At 59.8% G+C, this 16,764-nt stretch carries 18 protein-coding genes and 1 tRNA gene; 5 read left to right on the top strand and 14 right to left on the bottom strand.

What is annotated here, in order from left to right:
- The first annotated feature begins 269 nt into the window (after positions 1 to 269).
- Positions 270 to 3,662 (top strand): ATP-binding protein, encoded by a 3,393-nt coding sequence (locus TK06_RS00950; RefSeq protein ID WP_063320400.1) that lies wholly within the window; start codon positions 270 to 272, stop codon positions 3,660 to 3,662.
- The gene (locus TK06_RS00945) at positions 3,637 to 4,329 is read left to right on the top strand and encodes a response regulator (RefSeq protein WP_053162973.1); all 693 of its coding nucleotides are present in this window, start codon (positions 3,637 to 3,639) and stop codon (positions 4,327 to 4,329) included. Before TK06_RS00950 ends, TK06_RS00945 begins: the two co-directional genes overlap by 26 nt.
- Positions 4,330 to 4,519: 190 nt before the next feature.
- Here TK06_RS00945 and TK06_RS00940 read toward each other — a convergent pair.
- The 9 genes from TK06_RS00940 to thrS form a co-directional block, all read right to left on the bottom strand.
- Positions 4,520 to 4,596, bottom strand: a tRNA-Pro gene (locus TK06_RS00940).
- A 90-nt stretch (positions 4,597 to 4,686) separates the two neighbouring features.
- Positions 4,687 to 5,043, bottom strand: a complete 357-nt coding sequence (locus TK06_RS00935; protein ID WP_003179985.1) for a MerR family transcriptional regulator — start codon at positions 5,041 to 5,043, stop codon at positions 4,687 to 4,689.
- Positions 5,024 to 5,326, bottom strand: coding sequence for an integration host factor subunit alpha (gene ihfA / locus TK06_RS00930; RefSeq protein WP_002553164.1), 303 nt, complete (start codon positions 5,324 to 5,326; stop codon positions 5,024 to 5,026). The genes TK06_RS00935 and ihfA overlap by 20 nt, the downstream gene beginning before the upstream one ends.
- A 3-nt stretch (positions 5,327 to 5,329) precedes the next feature.
- Positions 5,330 to 7,708, bottom strand: a complete 2,379-nt coding sequence (pheT, locus tag TK06_RS00925) for a phenylalanine--tRNA ligase subunit beta (RefSeq protein WP_063320399.1) — start codon at positions 7,706 to 7,708, stop codon at positions 5,330 to 5,332.
- 35 nt (positions 7,709 to 7,743) lie between these two features.
- On the bottom strand, positions 7,744 to 8,760 hold the full coding sequence (pheS, locus tag TK06_RS00920; RefSeq protein WP_063320398.1) for a phenylalanine--tRNA ligase subunit alpha: 1,017 nt from the start codon (positions 8,758 to 8,760) through the stop codon (positions 7,744 to 7,746).
- Positions 8,761 to 8,869: 109 nt separating this feature from the next.
- On the bottom strand, positions 8,870 to 9,226 hold the full coding sequence (gene rplT / locus TK06_RS00915) for a 50S ribosomal protein L20 (protein ID WP_002553161.1): 357 nt from the start codon (positions 9,224 to 9,226) through the stop codon (positions 8,870 to 8,872).
- A gap of 30 nt (positions 9,227 to 9,256) precedes the next feature.
- Positions 9,257 to 9,451 (bottom strand): 50S ribosomal protein L35, encoded by a 195-nt coding sequence (rpmI, locus tag TK06_RS00910; RefSeq protein ID WP_002553160.1) that lies wholly within the window; start codon positions 9,449 to 9,451, stop codon positions 9,257 to 9,259.
- A gap of 60 nt (positions 9,452 to 9,511) precedes the next feature.
- Positions 9,512 to 10,063 carry a translation initiation factor IF-3 gene (gene infC, locus TK06_RS00905; RefSeq protein WP_169432615.1) on the bottom strand — a complete coding sequence of 184 codons (552 nt, stop codon included), beginning with the start codon at positions 10,061 to 10,063 and terminating at the stop codon, positions 9,512 to 9,514.
- Complete coding sequence (gene thrS / locus TK06_RS00900) at positions 10,063 to 11,985, bottom strand: threonine--tRNA ligase (RefSeq protein WP_003203626.1); 1,923 nt, start codon at positions 11,983 to 11,985, stop codon at positions 10,063 to 10,065. The genes infC and thrS overlap by 1 nt, the downstream gene beginning before the upstream one ends.
- Positions 11,986 to 12,356: 371 nt before the next feature.
- Here thrS and TK06_RS00895 point away from each other — a divergent pair, with 371 nt between their 5' ends.
- Both TK06_RS00895 and TK06_RS00890 read left to right on the top strand, forming a co-directional pair.
- Entirely contained in the window at positions 12,357 to 12,659 is a 303-nt protein-coding gene (locus TK06_RS00895; protein ID WP_063320397.1) for a hypothetical protein, read from the top strand.
- 289 nt (positions 12,660 to 12,948) lie between these two features.
- Positions 12,949 to 13,161 carry a cold-shock protein gene (locus tag TK06_RS00890; protein ID WP_003179963.1) on the top strand — a complete coding sequence of 71 codons (213 nt, stop codon included), beginning with the start codon at positions 12,949 to 12,951 and terminating at the stop codon, positions 13,159 to 13,161.
- Positions 13,162 to 13,229: 68 nt separating this feature from the next.
- On the opposite strand, the gene TK06_RS00885 is transcribed toward TK06_RS00890, so the two are convergent.
- Positions 13,230 to 13,544 carry an I78 family peptidase inhibitor gene (locus TK06_RS00885; RefSeq protein WP_014337548.1) on the bottom strand — a complete coding sequence of 105 codons (315 nt, stop codon included), beginning with the start codon at positions 13,542 to 13,544 and terminating at the stop codon, positions 13,230 to 13,232.
- Between the two features lie 162 nt (positions 13,545 to 13,706).
- Positions 13,707 to 14,012: a hypothetical protein gene (locus TK06_RS00880; RefSeq protein ID WP_003203632.1), complete on the bottom strand. Its 306-nt coding sequence runs from the start codon at positions 14,010 to 14,012 to the stop codon at positions 13,707 to 13,709.
- Between the two features lie 128 nt (positions 14,013 to 14,140).
- Between TK06_RS00880 and TK06_RS00875 the strand changes: the two genes are divergently transcribed.
- Positions 14,141 to 14,338 carry a hypothetical protein gene (locus tag TK06_RS00875; protein ID WP_003203634.1) on the top strand — a complete coding sequence of 66 codons (198 nt, stop codon included), beginning with the start codon at positions 14,141 to 14,143 and terminating at the stop codon, positions 14,336 to 14,338.
- 48 nt (positions 14,339 to 14,386) lie between these two features.
- On the opposite strand, the gene TK06_RS00870 is transcribed toward TK06_RS00875, so the two are convergent.
- From TK06_RS00870 to rbsK, 3 genes are read right to left on the bottom strand one after another with little or no spacing between them, the layout of a single operon-like run.
- A complete protein-coding gene (locus TK06_RS00870; protein ID WP_063320396.1) occupies positions 14,387 to 15,415 on the bottom strand; it encodes a nucleoside hydrolase in 1,029 nt (342 codons plus the stop codon).
- 30 nt (positions 15,416 to 15,445) lie between these two features.
- Positions 15,446 to 15,850 (bottom strand): D-ribose pyranase, encoded by a 405-nt coding sequence (gene rbsD / locus TK06_RS00865; RefSeq protein WP_063320395.1) that lies wholly within the window; start codon positions 15,848 to 15,850, stop codon positions 15,446 to 15,448.
- Positions 15,847 to 16,761 carry a ribokinase gene (gene rbsK, locus TK06_RS00860; protein ID WP_063320394.1) on the bottom strand — a complete coding sequence of 305 codons (915 nt, stop codon included), beginning with the start codon at positions 16,759 to 16,761 and terminating at the stop codon, positions 15,847 to 15,849. Before rbsK ends, rbsD begins: the two co-directional genes overlap by 4 nt.
- Positions 16,762 to 16,764 lie beyond the last annotated feature (3 nt).

Below are 16,764 nucleotides of genomic sequence, written 5' to 3'. Positions count from 1 at the left end.
ACGGTGGTGGCATCAGCATGGCGGCGCGGATCGGCGACGGGTATACGCAGCCTGACGTAAGCGCATACGTCATTTGACGTAGGGAAAAATGCACCAAGGCGGCGCAGGCTATCGCTCCAGGCCCCGCCTGAACGGCACTGCGCGGACGCGCGCGCAGGCAACAGTTGGCGCGGCAAGACGGCGCGGTGCAGGGCATGAAAATTGCTCGGCTATCCGCCACGGGCACACCCGCCAGGCACGGAGCGCCTTGACCCCAGGAGTCTTTCGTCGTGCTTCCACCTGGCACCCAGCGCATCGCCAAGATCCGTCGCGACTACAACAGCTGGGTCGCCGACGAAACCATGGAAGACTACGCCCTGCGTTACACACCAAAGTCCTTTCGCAGGTGGTCGGAACTGCGCATCGCCAACACCGCCCTGGGCGCGGTGTCGTTCCTGGCCCTGGAGGCGATTGGCGGGGTGCTGGCCCTGAGCTACGGCTTCACCAACACCTTCTGGGCGATCCTCGCCGTGAGCCTGATCATCTTCCTCACCGGCCTGCCCGTCAGCTACTACGCCGCCCGCTACGGCGTCGATATGGACCTGTTGACCCGCGGTGCCGGCTTCGGCTACATCGGCTCGACCATCACCTCACTGATCTACGCCAGCTTCACCTTTCTGTTCTTCGCCCTGGAAGCAGCGATCATGGCCCTGGCCTTGGAGCTGTACTTCCATATCCCATTGGCCTTTGCCTATGTGATCTGCTCTGTGCTGGTGATCCCCCTGGTGGCCTATGGGGTGACCCTGATCAGCCGCCTGCAACTCTGGACCCAGCCGTTGTGGCTGGTGCTGCTGGTGCTGCCCTATCTGTTTGTGCTGCTGAAAAACCCCGAGGCCTTCAGCGACTGGACCAGTTTCCAGGGCCGTGATGCCAGCGGCGACTTCAATTTGCTGGCGTTTTGCGCGGCCTGTACCGTGGCCCTGTCCCTGGTGACGCAGATCGGCGAACAGGTCGACTACCTGCGCTTCCTGCCGGAAAAAACCGCGGCCAACCGCAAGCGCTGGTGGGCCGCCCTGCTCTGCGCCGGCCCCGGCTGGATCCTGCCCGGCGCCCTGAAAATGTTCGCTGGCGCCTTCCTGGCATTTCTCGCCCTGCAACACGAGATCCCCATCGAGCGCGCTACAGAGCCGACCCAGATGTACCTGGTGGCCTTCGGTTATGTGTTCGCCTCGCCGGAATGGGCCCTGGCGGCCATGGTGCTGTTCGTCTTCGTCTCGCAGATGAAGATCAACCTGACCAACGCCTACGCCGGCTCCCTGGCCTGGTCGAACTTTTTCGCCCGGGTCACCCACAGTCACCCCGGCCGCGTAGTTTGGCTGGTGTTCAATGTGGCGATTGCCCTGATGCTGATGGAGCTGGGGGTATTCGACGTCATCGACCAGGTGCTCGGTCTCTACGCCAACATCGCCATCGCCTGGATCGGCTCGGTGGTCGCCGACCTGGTGATCAACAAACCCTTGGGGTTGTCACCGAAATACATCGAGTTCAAGCGCGCTCACCTCTACGACATCAACCCGGTGGGCGTCGGCTCCATGCTGATTGCCTCGCTGCTGTCGGTCCTCGCCCACTTCGGTCTATTTGGTGCGCTGGCCCAGGCCGCCCCGCCCTTCGTCGCCCTCGGCACCTCGCTGGTCATGACCCCGCTGCTGGCCTGGGCCACACGCAGCCGCTATTACATCGCCCGCACCCGCGATCCGCTACTGCTGCAACCGGTGGCACCGAGCACGCTGATCACCTGCGGCCTGTGCAGCAACCCGTTCGAAACCGCCGACATGGCTTTCTGTCCGGCCTACAGCACGCCCATCTGCTCACTTTGCTGTTCGCTGGACGCGCGTTGCGGCGATCGCTGCAAACCTCACGGGCGTCTGTCGGCGCAGTTCGAAGCGCTGTTGCATTGGTTGCTGCCCAATGCAACGGTGCCACGCCTGCACACCCGGCTAGTGCATTACCTGGGCCTGCTGCTCGCGCTGATCCTGATGCTCAGCGGCGCTCTGGCGCTGATCTATGGCCAGGCCTCCCAGGGACTGCCCCACTCGCCGCAAGCCCAGGCGACGCTGTACCAGGCATTTTTCCAGGCCTTCCTGACGCTCTCGGTACTGGCGGCCATCCTCGCCTGGTGGGTCGTTCTGACGCGGGAAAGCCGCCGCGTGGCCCAGGAAGAATCGGACCGCCAGACCCTGCTGCTGATGCAGGAAATCGAAGCCCACCGCTTGACCGACCAGGCCCTGCAAGATGCCAAGGAGGCATCCGAGGCGGCCAACGCGGCCAAGAGTCGCTACGTCACCGGACTGTCCCACGAACTGCGTACGCCGTTGAACAGCATCCTCGGTTTTACCCAGATCCTGCAGCGCGACGCGGCCATGCCGGAGCAGCATCAGGATGCCCTGGCGACCATCCTGCGCAGCGGCTCGCACCTGCTGTCGCTGATCGACGGCCTGCTCGATGTGGCCAAGATCGAGGCTGGCAAATTGCGCCTGGAGCCGACGGAAATCCCCTTTCCGGAACTGATCCACGATCTGGAGCTGATGTTCACCCCACAAGCACGGGACAAAGGGTTGCGCTTTCGCCTGGAGCTGATCGGCAAGATGCCGGCGGTGGTGCGAGGCGACGAAAAGCGCGTCCGGCAGATCCTCATCAACCTGTTGGGCAATGCGGTCAACTTCACCGACAGCGGCGAAGTCTGCCTGCGGGTCAGTTATATGCGCGAGACGGCAACCTTCGACATCATCGACACAGGTATCGGCATCGACCCCGAGCACATCGAGCGAATCTTCCAGCCTTTCGAGCGCGGTGATCTGATGCGCCAGGACAAGGGCGTTGGCCTGGGCCTGACCATTACCCGCATGCTCACCTCGCTGATGGGCGGCGAGTTGCAGGTCAAGAGTCAGCAGGACAAGGGCACCTGTTTCCAGGTGCGCCTGTTTCTCTCGCAAGTACGGGTGCCGCAAGCGGTGATCCATGTCGAACACGACATCATCGGCTACCAGGGGCCGCGGCGTCTGGTGCTGGTAGTGGACGACCATGTGGACCATCGCAAGGTCCTCAGCGGCATGCTTACGCCCCTGGGCTTTGAAGTGGTCCAGGCCAGCAACGGCCAGGAAGCGATTCGCCAGGTCGCCCTGCTGGGGCCGGACCTGATTCTCATGGACCTGTCGATGCCGACGATGGATGGCTGGGAAACCAGCCGGCTGATCCGCCGCAATGCGTTGTCCACGGCACCGATCATCGTGATATCGGCCAATGCCTTTAACGACGAGCGCGAGCGCAGCCTGGCCAGTGTCTGCAACGACTACCTTGCCAAGCCGGTACACACCCCGGAGCTGCTCGAGCGGATCCAGAAACAGCTCGACCTGCACTGGCTGCGCCGCGAAAAACCAGCCCCTGCGACATTCCCCGAACCGGGGATATTGCCCTCACAGCCTGACCTCATCGCCCTCGGCGAACTCAGCGCCATCGGCTACGTACGCGGTCTGCACGAAAAACTCGACGCCATCCAGGCCGAGACACCAGCCACCGCCCCTTTCATCAGTTCGCTACGCAAGCTGCTGAAAAATTTTCGCCTGGACGAAATCAACCGCGCCCTCAAGGAGGCAGAAGATGAATGCACTGACCACAGTCGCTGAACCCGGTGTCGTGTTGATTGTGGACGACACCCCGGACAACCTCGCCATGCTCTCCGACGCCCTCAACGATGCCGGCTACATGGTGCTGGTGGCCCTCGACGGGCTCAGCGCCCTGAACCGCATCGAACGCCGGCGTCCAGACCTGATCCTGCTGGATGCGATGATGCCGGGCCTGGACGGCTTCGAGACCTGCCGGCGGATCAAGGAGCAACCGGCCAACGCCGATATTCCGGTGCTGTTCATGACCGCGCTGACGGAAAGCAGGCATGTGGTCCAGGGCTTTGAAGTGGGTGGCAGCGACTACGTGACCAAGCCGATCCAGACCGACGAAGTGCTGGCCCGGGTCGCCGCGCACCTGCGCACCTCGCGCATCCTGCTCTCGGCCCGAGCGGCGTCACAACCAGCCGCGCCGAGCCTGGACGACGAGCCGGCGCACAGAGTGCTGTCGGCACGCTTTCAGCTCACCGGTCGAGAAGTCGAGGTTCTGCGCTGGGTGGCCTGCGGCAAGACCAACCGCGACATCGGCACCATTCTTGATCTGAGCCCACGCACCGTGAACAAACATCTGGAACATGTGTATGTGAAGTTAGGTGTAGAAACACGCACAGCAGCGACCTCCGTGGCCTTGTCGGCCATGACCGATTCTCGCAACAGTGCTTCAAGGTGAGCCACGATAACCGGACGTATTGTTGGATGAGCACTGGGGCCGTTTTCGTCCATGACAGAATCTGGAGGATGAAGCAGGAACGTTAGAAACGGCTCTGGATTTTCAGCCCTGCCAGCCAGGCAATGCGGGGGTATTTTTTAGGCATGAAAAAGCCCAACCTTTTCAGATTGGGCTAAGTCATTGAAAAATATGGTCGGGACGGAGTGATTCGAACACTCGACCCCTAGCACCCCATGCTAGTGCGCTACCGGACTGCGCTACGCCCCGACTAGGCGTGAATCTTGTTCCGCTTCTCAACGGAACGCTCAGGAATATATCGCAAGCTTTTGAAAACTGGAAGTATTTAAAAGCAGAAATTTATTTCTTGAGCACCACCAGCACATCTTCAAGCTCGGCGATCATCTGGCGGATCATCTGTTTGTACTGGGTTGTATCGTCCTTGGCCTCATCACCGGAGAGGCGCAGGCGTGCGCCGCCGATGGTGAACCCCTGATCGTACAGCAGCGCGCGGATCTGCCGGATCATCAGCACGTCTTGACGCTGATAATACCGGCGGTTTCCGCGGCGCTTGACCGGGTTGAGTTGAGGAAACTCCTGCTCCCAATAGCGCAGCACGTGCGGTTTTACCGCACACAGCTCGCTGACTTCACCAATGGTGAAGTAGCGTTTGCCCGGGATGACGGGTAGTTCGTCGTTATGACTTGGTTCCAGCATAAGCCTCAACTCGGGCCTTCAACTTCTGCCCTGGACGAAAGGTGACCACACGGCGAGCCGTGATCGGGATTTCTTCTCCCGTTTTCGGATTGCGGCCAGGCCGCTGGCGTTTGTCCCGAAGGTCGAAATTGCCGAAACCGGACAACTTGACCTGCTCGTTGTCTTCCAGAGCGTGCCTGATTTCTTCGAAAAACAGTTCGACCAATTCTTTGGCCTCCCGTTTATTCAGGCCCAGCTCCTCATACAGACGTTCCGCCATCTCAGCTTTCGTCAGAGCCCCCATACGTCACTTCCTTAACGTGGCGTTCAACCTGTTTTCGAGCGAGGTGAGGATATTCTGCGTTGCGGTATTCACCTCATCGTCATTAAGAGTGCGCGATGGATGCTGCCAGGTCAAGCCAACTGCAAGGCTTTTTCTATGCGGATCAATACCTTTACCCTGATACACGTCAAATAGCCTGAGGTCCGTCAGCCATTCGCCTGCATTTTCACGGATTACCTCCAGCACGGCGCTGGATGCAACGTCGCGATCGGCCAGCAACGCCAGGTCACGACGCACTTCAGGAAAGCGCGATAACTCCTGGAATTTAGGCATTTTCCCCTGGGCGACTTCAGCCAGAACCAGCTCGAAAACGAAGACCGGACGATCAAGGCCCAGGGTTTTCGACAGTTCAGGGTGAATGGCACCGACATAGCCGACTTCGCGCCCGTCTCGCTCGATGCGTGCGGTCTGTCCAGGATGCAGCGCTGGATGCTTGCCTGGCACGAAAGTGAACGCGTCGAGCGCACCGGCGAAGCCGAGCACCGCTTCCACGTCAGCCTTGACGTCGAAGAAATCGACGCCATCGCGACCTTGCGCCCAGCCTTCCGGCAAGCGACTGCCGCAGACCACACCGGCCAGCATCGACTCTTGCTTCAAGCCGTCCAGTTGCCCGACAAAGCGCAGGCCGCTTTCGAACAGACGCACGCGATCCTGTTGACGGTTCAGGTTGTGCTGCAGCGATTTGACCAAACCAGGCCACAGCGACGAGCGCATGGCGGCCATGTCGTTGGAGATCGGGTTGGCCAGCAACAGCGGCTCGACACCCGGATTGAACAGCTCGAACTGACGCGGATCGATGAAGCTGTAGGTGATCGCTTCCTGATAACCACGGGCCACCAGCAGGCGGCGCAGTTCCGGCAGGTCGCTGCGGGCTTCAGCCTTGGCCTGTGGGGCCAGGCGCGCTTGCGGGTAGCGAACCGGCAGGCGGTTGTAGCCATACAGGCGGGCCAGTTCTTCGATCAGGTCGACTTCCAGGCTGATATCGAAGCGATGGCTTGGCACTTCGACGCGCCACTGCCCTGCCCCATCCGCACTGATACCCAGGCCAAGGGCACTGAGCAGGCGCTCGACTTCGGCAGCGTCCATTTCCATGCCCAGCATCTGGGTGATGCGTTGGGCACGCAGGGTGATCGGAGCGATCTTCGGCAGGTGCTGTTCGCTGACGGTCTCGATGATCGGGCCGGCTTCGCCACCGGTGATGTCCAGCAGCAAGCCAGTGGCGCGCTCCATGGCTTCACGGGCCAGTTGCCAGTCCACGCCACGCTCGTAACGGTGCGAAGCATCGGTGTGCAGCCCATAGGAGCGCGCCTTGCCAGCCACTGCGATCTGGTCGAAGAACGCGCTTTCAAGGAATACGTCACGGGTCGTGGTGGAAACACCGCTGTGCTCGCCACCCATTACGCCGGCAATCGCCAAGGCGCGGGAATGGTCGGCAATCACCAGTGTATCGCTGCGCAAGGTCACTTCCTGGCCGTCGAGCAGGACCAGCTTCTCGCCCTCTTCGGCCATGCGCACGCGAATACCGCCGTTGATTTCGGCGAGATCGAACGCGTGCAGCGGTTGACCCAGCTCCAGCATCACGTAGTTGGTGATGTCAACGGCGGCGTCGATGCTGCGCACGTCGGCACGGCGCAGGCGCTCGACCATCCAAAGCGGCGTCGGCTTCGACAGGTCGACGTTACGGATCACGCGGCCCAGGTAACGTGGGCACGCCGCCGGCGCGAGGACTTCAACCGCGCGCACCTCATCATGCACCGCCGGCACGGCCGCGACCACAGGACGCGTCACGGGGACGGCATACAGCGCGCCGACTTCGCGGGCCAGACCGGCCAGGGACAGGCAGTCGCCACGGTTCGGCGTCAGGTCGACCTCAATGCTCGCATCGTCCAGCCCCAGGTACTCACGGATGTCCTGGCCCACCGGCGCATCAGCCGGCAGTTCCATCAGGCCATCGTTGCCTTCGCCGATCTTCAGTTCGGCCTGGGAGCACAGCATGCCGTTGGACTCAACGCCACGCAGCTTGGCTTTCTTGATCTTGAAGTCGCCTGGCAGCTCGGCACCGATCATGGCGAACGGGATCTTCAGGCCCGGGCGCACGTTGGGCGCGCCGCAGACCACCTGGAAGGTTTCCGCGCCATTGCTGACCTGGCAAACCCGCAATTTGTCAGCGTCCGGGTGCTGCTCGGTGCCCAGCACCTCGCCCACTACCACACCGCTGAAATCACCGGCAGCCGGCGTGACGCTATCGACCTCGAGGCCGGCCATCGACAGGCGAGCAACCAGCTCGTCCCGACTTACCTGCGGGCTTACCCAGCCGCGCAGCCATTGTTCACTGAATTTCATCCTGCTCTCCCAATAGATTCGTTACGGACTGCGGCCTAGCGAAATTGCGCAAGGAATCGCAAGTCGTTGTCGAAGAACAGGCGCAAGTCATTCACACCGTAACGCAGCATGGCCAGGCGCTCGGCGCCCATGCCGAAGGCAAAACCCGAGAATTCTTCCGGATCGATACCGGACATACGCAGCACGTTCGGGTGAACCATGCCGCAGCCCATGACTTCCAGCCAGCCAGTCTGCTTGCAGACACGGCAGCCTTTACCGCTGCACATCACGCATTCCATGTCGACTTCAGCCGATGGCTCGGTGAACGGGAAGTACGAAGGGCGGAAACGCACGGCCAGTTCTTTTTCGAAGAACACCCGCAGGAACTCTTCGATCGTGCCTTTGAGGTCGGCGAAATTGATATCGCGATCAACCAGCAGGCCTTCGACCTGGTGGAACATCGGCGAGTGGGTGATATCGGAGTCGCTGCGGTACACACGGCCTGGGCAGACGATGCGGATCGGCGGCTGCTGCGATTCCATGGTGCGGACCTGTACCGGCGAGGTATGGGTGCGCAACAACATGTTCGCATTGAAATAGAAAGTGTCATGCATCGACCGGGCCGGGTGATGGCCTGGGATGTTGAGCGCTTCAAAGTTGTGGTAGTCGTCTTCGACCTCAGGGCCTTCGGCAATGCCGTAGCCGATGTGGGTGAAGAACTGCTCGATGCGTTCCAGCGTGCGGGTCACCGGATGCAGGCCGCCGGAAGTCTGGCCACGGCCAGGCAGGGTCACGTCGATGGACTCGGCGGCGAGCTTGGCAGCCAGATCCGCCTCCTCGAACAACGCCTTACGCGCGTTAAGGACCTCTGTGACACGTTCCTTGGCAACGTTGATCAGCGCCCCGACCTGCGGACGCTCTTCGGCCGGCAGGTTCCCCAGGGTCTTCATCACCTGGGTCAACTCGCCCTTCTTGCCAAGGTACAGAACCCGGATTTGCTCCAGGGCATTGATATCTTCAGCGCTTTGCACAGCCTCTAGTGCTTGAGCGACCAGCGCATCCAGGTTTTCCATGTACAGACTCCAGATACAAAATAGGGGAAGAGCTTTAAGGCTCTTCCCCTATTTATGACGTTTAACACCCGAGCCCACAGAGGTGAGCCCTGGTGACTGTCGGGGGTACTTAAGCCAAGGTGGCTTTAGCTTTCTCGACAATCGCAGCAAACGCCGCTTTTTCGTTCACTGCCAGATCAGCCAGAACCTTACGGTCGATCTCGATGGACGCTTTTTTCAGGCCGGCAATGAAACGGCTGTAGGACAGACCGTTAACACGAGCACCAGCGTTGATACGAGCGATCCACAGAGCGCGGAACTGACGTTTTTTCTGACGACGGTCACGGTAGGCGTATTGGCCTGCCTTGATTACCGCTTGCTTGGCAACACGGAATACGCGGGAACGCGCGCCGTAGTAGCCTTTAGCAAGTTTCAGAATTTTTTTGTGACGCTTACGGGCAATGACGCCACGCTTTACACGAGCCATGAGTTACTTCCTCTATTCTTGATCCAAAAATTAACGAAGGCGCAGCATGCGCTCGACTTTTGCCACGTCAGACGGATGCAGCAAGCTGCTACCGCGCAGTTGACGCTTACGCTTGGTCGACATTTTGGTCAGGATGTGGCTCTTGAAAGCGTGCTTGTGCTTGATACCGTTAGCAGTTTTCAGAAACCGCTTAGCAGCACCACTTTTGGTTTTCATCTTTGGCATGTTCGGATACTCCGCATTCAGTTGATAAACATAATCGCAAGGCCTGCCGTGCCCTGGTGATTACTTCTTCTTTTTCGGGGCGATGACCATGATCAGCTGGCGTCCTTCCATCTTAGGATGCTGTTCGACCGAACCGTACTCGAGCAGGTCTTGTTCAACCCGCTTGAGGAGTTCCATCCCCAGCTCCTGGTGGGCCATCTCACGGCCGCGGAATCGCAAGGATACCTTGGCCCTGTCCCCGTCACTCAGGAAACGTACCAGGTTGCGCAGTTTTACCTGGTAATCCCCTTCCTCCGTCCCTGGACGAAACTTGATTTCTTTTACCTGAATCTGCTTCTGGTTTTTCTTCGCCGCGGCAATCTGCTTCTTCTTTTCGAAGATCGACTTGCCGTAGTCCATCACCCGGCAAACCGGTGGGACTGCGTCTGCGGAAATTTCTACCAGATCAAGCTTGGCTTCTTCAGCAATACGAAGCGCTTCATCAATCGAGACGATGCCAATCTGCTCGCCGTCAGCGCCAATTAACCGAACCTCGCGTGCCGAGATATTCTCGTTGATCGGGGCTTTCGGTGCAGCTCGTTTATCTTGTCTCATTTCACGCTTAATAATAATTACTCCAAATCTGGGCGACCACGCCGGGAAACCGCTTGCGCGAGGAACTCAGCGAATTCGGCGACGGGCATCGAGCCCAGGTCAGCACCTTCACGAGTACGCACAGCGACAGTCTGCATCTCGACCTCCCGATCTCCAATAACCAAGAGAAAGGGAACCTTGAGCAAAGTATGCTCGCGGATTTTAAAGCCGATCTTTTCATTTCTCAAGTCGGACTTGGCACGAAATCCGCTTTGGTTGAGAGTTTTTTCGACTTCGGCGGCAAAATCTGCCTGTTTATCAGTGATATTCATGATCACTGCCTGGGTCGGCGCCAGCCACGCGGGGAACGCACCCTCGTAGTGCTCGATCAGGATCCCGACGAAACGCTCGAAGGAACCGAGGATCGCGCGGTGAAGCATGACCGGGTGCTTGCGGCTGTTGTCTTCGGACACATATTCGGCGCCCAGACGGATCGGCAGGTTGAAATCGAGCTGCAAGGTACCACACTGCCACACACGACCGAGGCAATCTTTCAGCGAGAATTCGATTTTCGGACCGTAGAAGGCCCCCTCACCCGGCTGCAGGTCGTACGCCAGGCCCGCGCTATCGAGGGCAGCCGCCAGGGCCGCTTCGGCGCGATCCCACAGTTCGTCGGAGCCAACGCGCTTTTCCGGACGAGTGGACAGTTTCATTTCGACTTCGGTGAAGCCGAAGTCGCGGTAGACGTCCATGGTCAGCTTGATGAAGGCGGCGGATTCGGCCTGCATCTGCTCTTCAGTGCAGAAAATGTGCGCATCGTCCTGGGTGAACGCACGCACGCGCATGATGCCGTGCAGCGCACCCGAAGGCTCGTTACGGTGGCAGGCACCGAACTCGGCCAGGCGCATCGGCAACTCGCGGTAGCTTTTCAGGCCCTGGTTGAACACCTGCACGTGGCAAGGGCAGTTCATCGGCTTGATGGCGTAGTCGCGGTTTTCCGACTGGGTGGTGAACATGTTGTCGGCGTAGTTGGCCCAGTGCCCGGATTTCTCCCACAGGCTGCGGTCCACCACTTGCGGCGTCTTGATCTCGAGGTAGCCGTTTTCACGCTGGACCTGGCGCATGTATTGCTCGAGCACCTGGTACAGGGTCCAGCCGTTCGGGTGCCAGAACACCATGCCCGGGGATTCTTCCTGGGTGTGGAACAGGCCCAGACGCTTGCCGATCTTGCGATGGTCGCGCTTCTCGGCTTCTTCGATACGCTGGATGTAGGCCGCCAGTTGCTTCTTGTCGGCCCAGGCAGTGCCATAGACGCGCTGCAACTGCTCGTTCTTCGCATCGCCACGCCAGTAGGCGCCGGACAGCTTGGTCAGCTTGAAGGATTTGAGGAAACGCGTGTTCGGCACATGCGGGCCACGGCACATGTCGACGTATTCTTCGTGGTAGTACAGGCCCATGGCCTGCTCGTCCGGCATGTCTTCCACCAGACGCAACTTGTAGTCCTCGCCACGGGCCTTGAAGACTTCGATGACCTCGGCACGCGGGGTGACTTTCTTGATGACGTCGTAATCCTTCTCGATCAGCTGCTGCATGCGCTGTTCGATGGCCGCCATGTCTTCCGGCGTGAAAGGACGCTCGAAGGCGATGTCGTAATAGAAGCCTTCGTCGATGACCGGCCCGATGACCATCTTCGCGCTCGGGTACAGCTGCTTGACCGCGTGGCCGACCAGGTGCGCGCAAGAGTGGCGAATGATCTCCAGCCCCTCTTCATCCTTTGGCGTGATGATTTGCAGCGTGGCGTCGCTGTCGATGACGTCACTGGCGTCGACCAGCTTGCCGTTGACCTTGCCGGCCAGGGTGGCCTTGGCCAGGCCCGCGCCGATGGATGCGGCGACCTCGGCTACGGAAACCGGGTGATCGAATGAACGTTGACTGCCGTCGGGAAGAGTAATAGTTGGCATGGCGCCTCCTCTCCTAGTGGTGACCCCTACCAAAGGTCACGTGGGTTGGGATGAGCCAGTACAAGATCCAGTCCAGGCCATTCAATGACGAACGCCTGCCTTACAGCGGCAGGAGCCTTGCGGCCAACCGGGAAAACCGAACCAGAGTGACTGGGATTCAAATCAGGGTTATTTCGAACATTTGCCGCCGGGACGAGTTGTCATCCGCAGCCTGGAAATACCCGAGCCCGGCATGCTAGCACAGATGAACGGTCATCGCTGCGCTCGAATTGAAGCAGGCGTAAATCCACGGTTTTTATGCCAGAGTGCTGAACTGAACCGAGCGCAACGCCTCAGATATCAAGACATCGACCCGAAAGGAGCATCTTCGCATGCGTCTCAATACATTGTTTGCAGTAGTCGCCCCACTCGCCCTGCTGCTTCCACTGACCGCCCATGCCGACTGGCCCAAAGGCGAGCGCGAAAAATACATGGCCCAATGCACGGAGGCGGCAGCACCCCAGATCGGCCCGGCCGCGGCCAAGGCTCATTGCGCCTGTGGCGCCGATGCGATCAAGTCCTATCCAGCCTCGGACATCCAGGCCTTGATGGACAACAAGGCCACCCCGGATCTGCAGCAAAAGGCACTGGGCCAGATCGCAAAATGCAAGGCTGACAACAAGGCGAAAAAGTGAGAAAGCAGGCTTCCTGAACGAGCCCGGCAGGGTTGAAAAACACTGATTTCAGGCTTTTTTGAACGATTTATTCAGGTTTTACAGCTTTTTTTATCGTCTTTACTTTCGGCTGAAAGCCTTTAAAACCGGGCCTTTCAGCGGGTAAAGGCGGTAAAGTAAACACGACTGATTGGCAAACAGCGCGTCTGGGGGGGTCCCAAATCGAACATTTCGACTATGATACCCGGGTGTGCCCAGTTGGCCTGAGCAGCACAGTACACTGAAAATATATGTTTCTTGGAGATACACCATGTCTAATCGCCAAACCGGCACCGTTAAATGGTTCAACGATGAAAAAGGCTTCGGCTTCATCACTCCTCAAGGTGGCGGTGACGACCTGTTCGTACACTTCAAAGCTATCGAAAGCGACGGTTTCAAAAGCCTGAAAGAAGGCCAGACCGTTTCCTTCGTGGCTGAGAAAGGCCAAAAGGGTATGCAAGCTGCACAGGTTCGCCCAGAGTAATTTCTTGGCGCACTAAAAAAACCCCGTCCATGTGACGGGGTTTTTTATGGGTGATTGAAAACCGCCTGTCAGCCGCAGTTCACCCGGTTGACCACCAGGTTGGCATCGGTATTGAGATTCAGGCGATCGGAGCGGTACTCAAGCGTCACCATGTCGTTGGGCTTGAGGATTCGGGCGATCTGCGCGCCGGCACGGGTACGAGCCTGCTCCAGCAATTGTGGCGAGGCCTGCTTGCCAATGGCGAACTCGGCGCCCTTCGCTTCGCAACGGCCGTGACCGGTCTCGGTCGCCACGGGTTCGGGAGTCGATTCCGAGGTGCTGCTGCAACCGCTCAAGACCACGGCGGCCAACAGAGTACTCAATGACGCGAGCTTCCAAGGCATGAAGCCTCCTTTTTTCGATAGATAAACAGAGAGCGTGCGACAACCCAAACGGCGCTTGGTTTCAACACCACAGCCGTCGGCCTGGCTCATCCGGAAAACCGGCAGTTTGCCTGAGCCGCCACGGCTGTTCAGACATGAATCGTGACTGGATATGAACACCGCTCAATAAACGTCGATGTAATCGAACGGAGGATTGGGCCAGTTATCCTTCAGCGCATTGTAGATCTGCATGACCCAGACCTCGTCGCTGGCCGCAACCCGTCCGACGTATCCCGAGCCCTTCGCCCAGGTTTCGAGCCGAAACAGCAAACCATCGATGTCAGCGCCACCGACCACACCCGAGGACAAATAGGCGATACCGCCCTTGGTCACGCGCAGCTGGGTATGCTCGTCATCACTGGCCGAGGCCAGCAATTGACGAACCGCCTCGAGGGTCAGGCCATCCGGAGCGTTCAAATCGATCTGCACGGCGGGGCTCCTTTAAAAACAAAAAAAAGAGTGTCGCACAGCCCTTCTCCAATGCCTAAGTCGCAGTGCCAAACCGGGGGCAAAAATGCTTAACTCCACTTACAGCCCTCCAACTCGCGAGCCTTACCATGAGCACCGTCAGCATCGAAGCAACCATCAATGCCAAATGGTCGGAGGGCCATAGCTCCTATAGCCCGAGCAGTCCCGAGGAGTTGGCAATCATCGGCATAGAATTGCTGGTGAGGGAACTGGGGACGGAGGTCGCCCGCAACTTCATCCAGCAGGCGTTCGAACGCTATCCGAGCGTTGTCGACGCCGTGGACTGATGCTCACGCACCCGCAGGCCCACCTGCGGGCGCATATAGCCAGGCAGGTTACTTGAGGCGCGCCAGGCGCTCGGTCAGCAGGTCGAAGAAGCCCTGGGCATCACCGTTTTCCACCCAGAACGCGTTCTTCGGCGCTTTCAAACCATCGTACCAGTCGACGATGGTCTGCCCGAACGTCGGGCCCTCGCGACTGTCCACGACGACATTGACCGAACGACCAGTGAACAACTGTGGCTTGAGCAGATAGGCGATCACCGTCGCGTCATGCACCGGCCCGCCCGTCATGCCGTAGTGTTCCATGTCGCCCTTGACGTATTCGTTGAGGATATCGCCCACCAGCTTGCTGGCATTGTTGTTCAGCGCCGCGATCTGCTTCAGGCGTGCATCGCTGGTGAGGATCTTGTGGGTCACGTCCAACGGCAGGTAGGTCAGTTTCACACCGCTCTTGGCCACCACCTCGGCCGCCTGCGGATCGGCGAACAGATTGAACTCGGCCACCGGCGTGATATTGCCGCCGTTGAAGTGCGCTCCGCCCATGATCACCACTTCCTTGATGCCCTGGACGATATCGGGCTCCTGCACCAGCGCCAGGGCCAGGTTGGTCTGCGGGCCAAGCATGGCAATGGTGATGCTGTGGGGCTTGGCCGCCTTCAGCGTGTCGATCAGGTAGTTGACGGCATTGCCTTCGGCCAAGCCCTTCTTCGGCTCGTGTACGGTGACACCCGACAGGCCTTCCTTGCCATGGATGTTTTCCGCGTAGATCGGCGTGCGCATCAACGGTTTCGGCGCACCGGCATACACGGGCACGTCTTCGCGCCCCGCCCATTCCCGGGCCAGGCGAGCGTTGCGAGAGGTCTTGTCCAGACGCACATTGCCGGCGACGGTGGTCAGCGCACGAATATGCAGCTCCTCGGGCGACGCCAGGGCGAACAACAGCGCCACCACGTCATCGGCCCCTGGGTCGGTGTCGATGATCAGGTCGATTTTTTCCGCCGCCTGGGCGCTCGTTGCAGTGATCAATGACAAAAGCAGCAGACTCCGGATCAGTTGATGCATTTTCTCAGCATAGCGGTGCATGGCGCACTCCTTGTGCAGGGTTGAACAGGGTTAGAACGTCACTCCAGCGACCAGCACGATATTGCAGTACGGAGAGCACTCGCCTGTGCGAATGATCGCCCGCGCCTGCCGGCTGATGATCTTGAATTGTTCATGGCTGACCAGCTCTCGCTCGCCCAACGCACCCTCGGCATGCAGTGCTTCCAGGGTTGTCAGAGCCAGCGGCTGCTTGTCGAGGATTTCCTCGGCCAGGACATGGCTTTCCACCTGCATTTCGCTGAGCACCACCTTCAAGGTGCTGACAAAGTCAGGAATGCCATGGGTCAGGGCCAGATCGATCAATTCGACCTGAGGCGGCACAGGCAGGCCGGCATCACCGATGACCACCTTGTCGCCATGGCCCAGGGAAGCGATCAGTCGTGACAGTGCCACATTCAACAACGGCGTCTTTTTCATGATTTGAAAGCCTGTACTTCCAACAACGTGGGGATTGAAGGCTGCGCGCCCGCGCGGGTGACCGACAGCGCGGCGGCGGCCTGGCCGAAACGAATCGCGTCGACCTCGCTTTTGCCGCTCGCCAGGGCTGCCGCGAAGCCGCCGACAAAGGTGTCTCCGGCCGCCGTGGTGTCCACTGCCTTGACCCGCGGGGCCGGGAAATGCTCGAAGCTGACGCCGTTGGCGAACATCAGCCCCTGGGCTCCCAAGGTGACGATCACCTTGCCGGCACCGGCGGCGATCAAATGCGCGGCGGCGGCTTCGGCGGTTTCCAGGGAATCCACCGCCAGCCCGCTCAGCACCGCTGCTTCGCTTTCATTAGGAACCAGGTAGTCGATGCAGGCGTACCAGTCGGCGGGCAACGTATGGGAAGCCGGCGCCGGGTTGAGGATGACGATTTTGCCCAGCTCACGAGCGCGCTTGAGGGCATGACCGACGGTGGCATCCGGCACTTCGAGCTGGCAGATGATGACATCGGCGCTTTGCAGCACTTCATCGACACTGTCCAGGACCTCGGCGGTGAGCGCACCGTTGGCACCGGCAACGATAACGATCGCATTCTGGCTATTGTCGTCGACGACGATCAGCGCCACGCCGCTGGCCCCCTCCACCACGCTAACCGCTTGGCAGTCGATGCCCTCGGCCAACAGCCCGCCACGCAATTGTTCGCCGTAGGCATCATTGCCCACGCAACCGACCATCGATACCTCGGCGCCCAGGCGCGCGGCGGCCACCGCCTGGTTGGCACCCTTGCCGCCCGGGATGGTGGAGAAGGACTCGCCGATCAGTGTTTCACCACCACGCGGCAGACGCGGCGCCCGGGTCACCAGGTCCATGTTCAGGCTGCCTATTACCACTACTTTTGCTGGCATACA

The organism is Pseudomonas fluorescens, from assembly GCF_001623525.1.
Classification (GTDB): Bacteria; Pseudomonadota; Gammaproteobacteria; order Pseudomonadales; family Pseudomonadaceae; genus Aquipseudomonas; species Aquipseudomonas fluorescens_Q.
The sequence above is the reverse complement of the archived record's forward strand: the minus strand, read 5'-3'. Positions and strand labels throughout refer to the sequence as shown.

Coding starts and splice junctions, on each gene's coding strand:
- TK06_RS00945 (WP_053162973.1), top strand. CDS start 3,637: ATGAATGCACTGACCACAGTCGCTGAACCCGGTGTCGTGTTGATTGTG.
- TK06_RS00935 (WP_003179985.1), bottom strand. CDS start 5,043: ATGCTGGAACCAAGTCATAACGACGAACTACCCGTCATCCCGGGCAAA.
- ihfA (WP_002553164.1), bottom strand. CDS start 5,326: ATGGGGGCTCTGACGAAAGCTGAGATGGCGGAACGTCTGTATGAGGAG.
- pheT (WP_063320399.1), bottom strand. CDS start 7,708: ATGAAATTCAGTGAACAATGGCTGCGCGGCTGGGTAAGCCCGCAGGTA.
- pheS (WP_063320398.1), bottom strand. CDS start 8,760: ATGGAAAACCTGGATGCGCTGGTCGCTCAAGCACTAGAGGCTGTGCAA.
- rplT (WP_002553161.1), bottom strand. CDS start 9,226: ATGGCTCGTGTAAAGCGTGGCGTCATTGCCCGTAAGCGTCACAAAAAA.
- rpmI (WP_002553160.1), bottom strand. CDS start 9,451: ATGCCAAAGATGAAAACCAAAAGTGGTGCTGCTAAGCGGTTTCTGAAA.
- thrS (WP_003203626.1), bottom strand. CDS start 11,985: ATGCCAACTATTACTCTTCCCGACGGCAGTCAACGTTCATTCGATCAC.
- TK06_RS00895 (WP_063320397.1), top strand. CDS start 12,357: ATGCGTCTCAATACATTGTTTGCAGTAGTCGCCCCACTCGCCCTGCTG.
- TK06_RS00890 (WP_003179963.1), top strand. CDS start 12,949: ATGTCTAATCGCCAAACCGGCACCGTTAAATGGTTCAACGATGAAAAA.
- TK06_RS00885 (WP_014337548.1), bottom strand. CDS start 13,544: ATGCCTTGGAAGCTCGCGTCATTGAGTACTCTGTTGGCCGCCGTGGTC.
- TK06_RS00875 (WP_003203634.1), top strand. CDS start 14,141: ATGAGCACCGTCAGCATCGAAGCAACCATCAATGCCAAATGGTCGGAG.
- TK06_RS00870 (WP_063320396.1), bottom strand. CDS start 15,415: ATGCACCGCTATGCTGAGAAAATGCATCAACTGATCCGGAGTCTGCTG.
- rbsD (WP_063320395.1), bottom strand. CDS start 15,850: ATGAAAAAGACGCCGTTGTTGAATGTGGCACTGTCACGACTGATCGCT.
- rbsK (WP_063320394.1), bottom strand. CDS start 16,761: ATGCCAGCAAAAGTAGTGGTAATAGGCAGCCTGAACATGGACCTGGTG.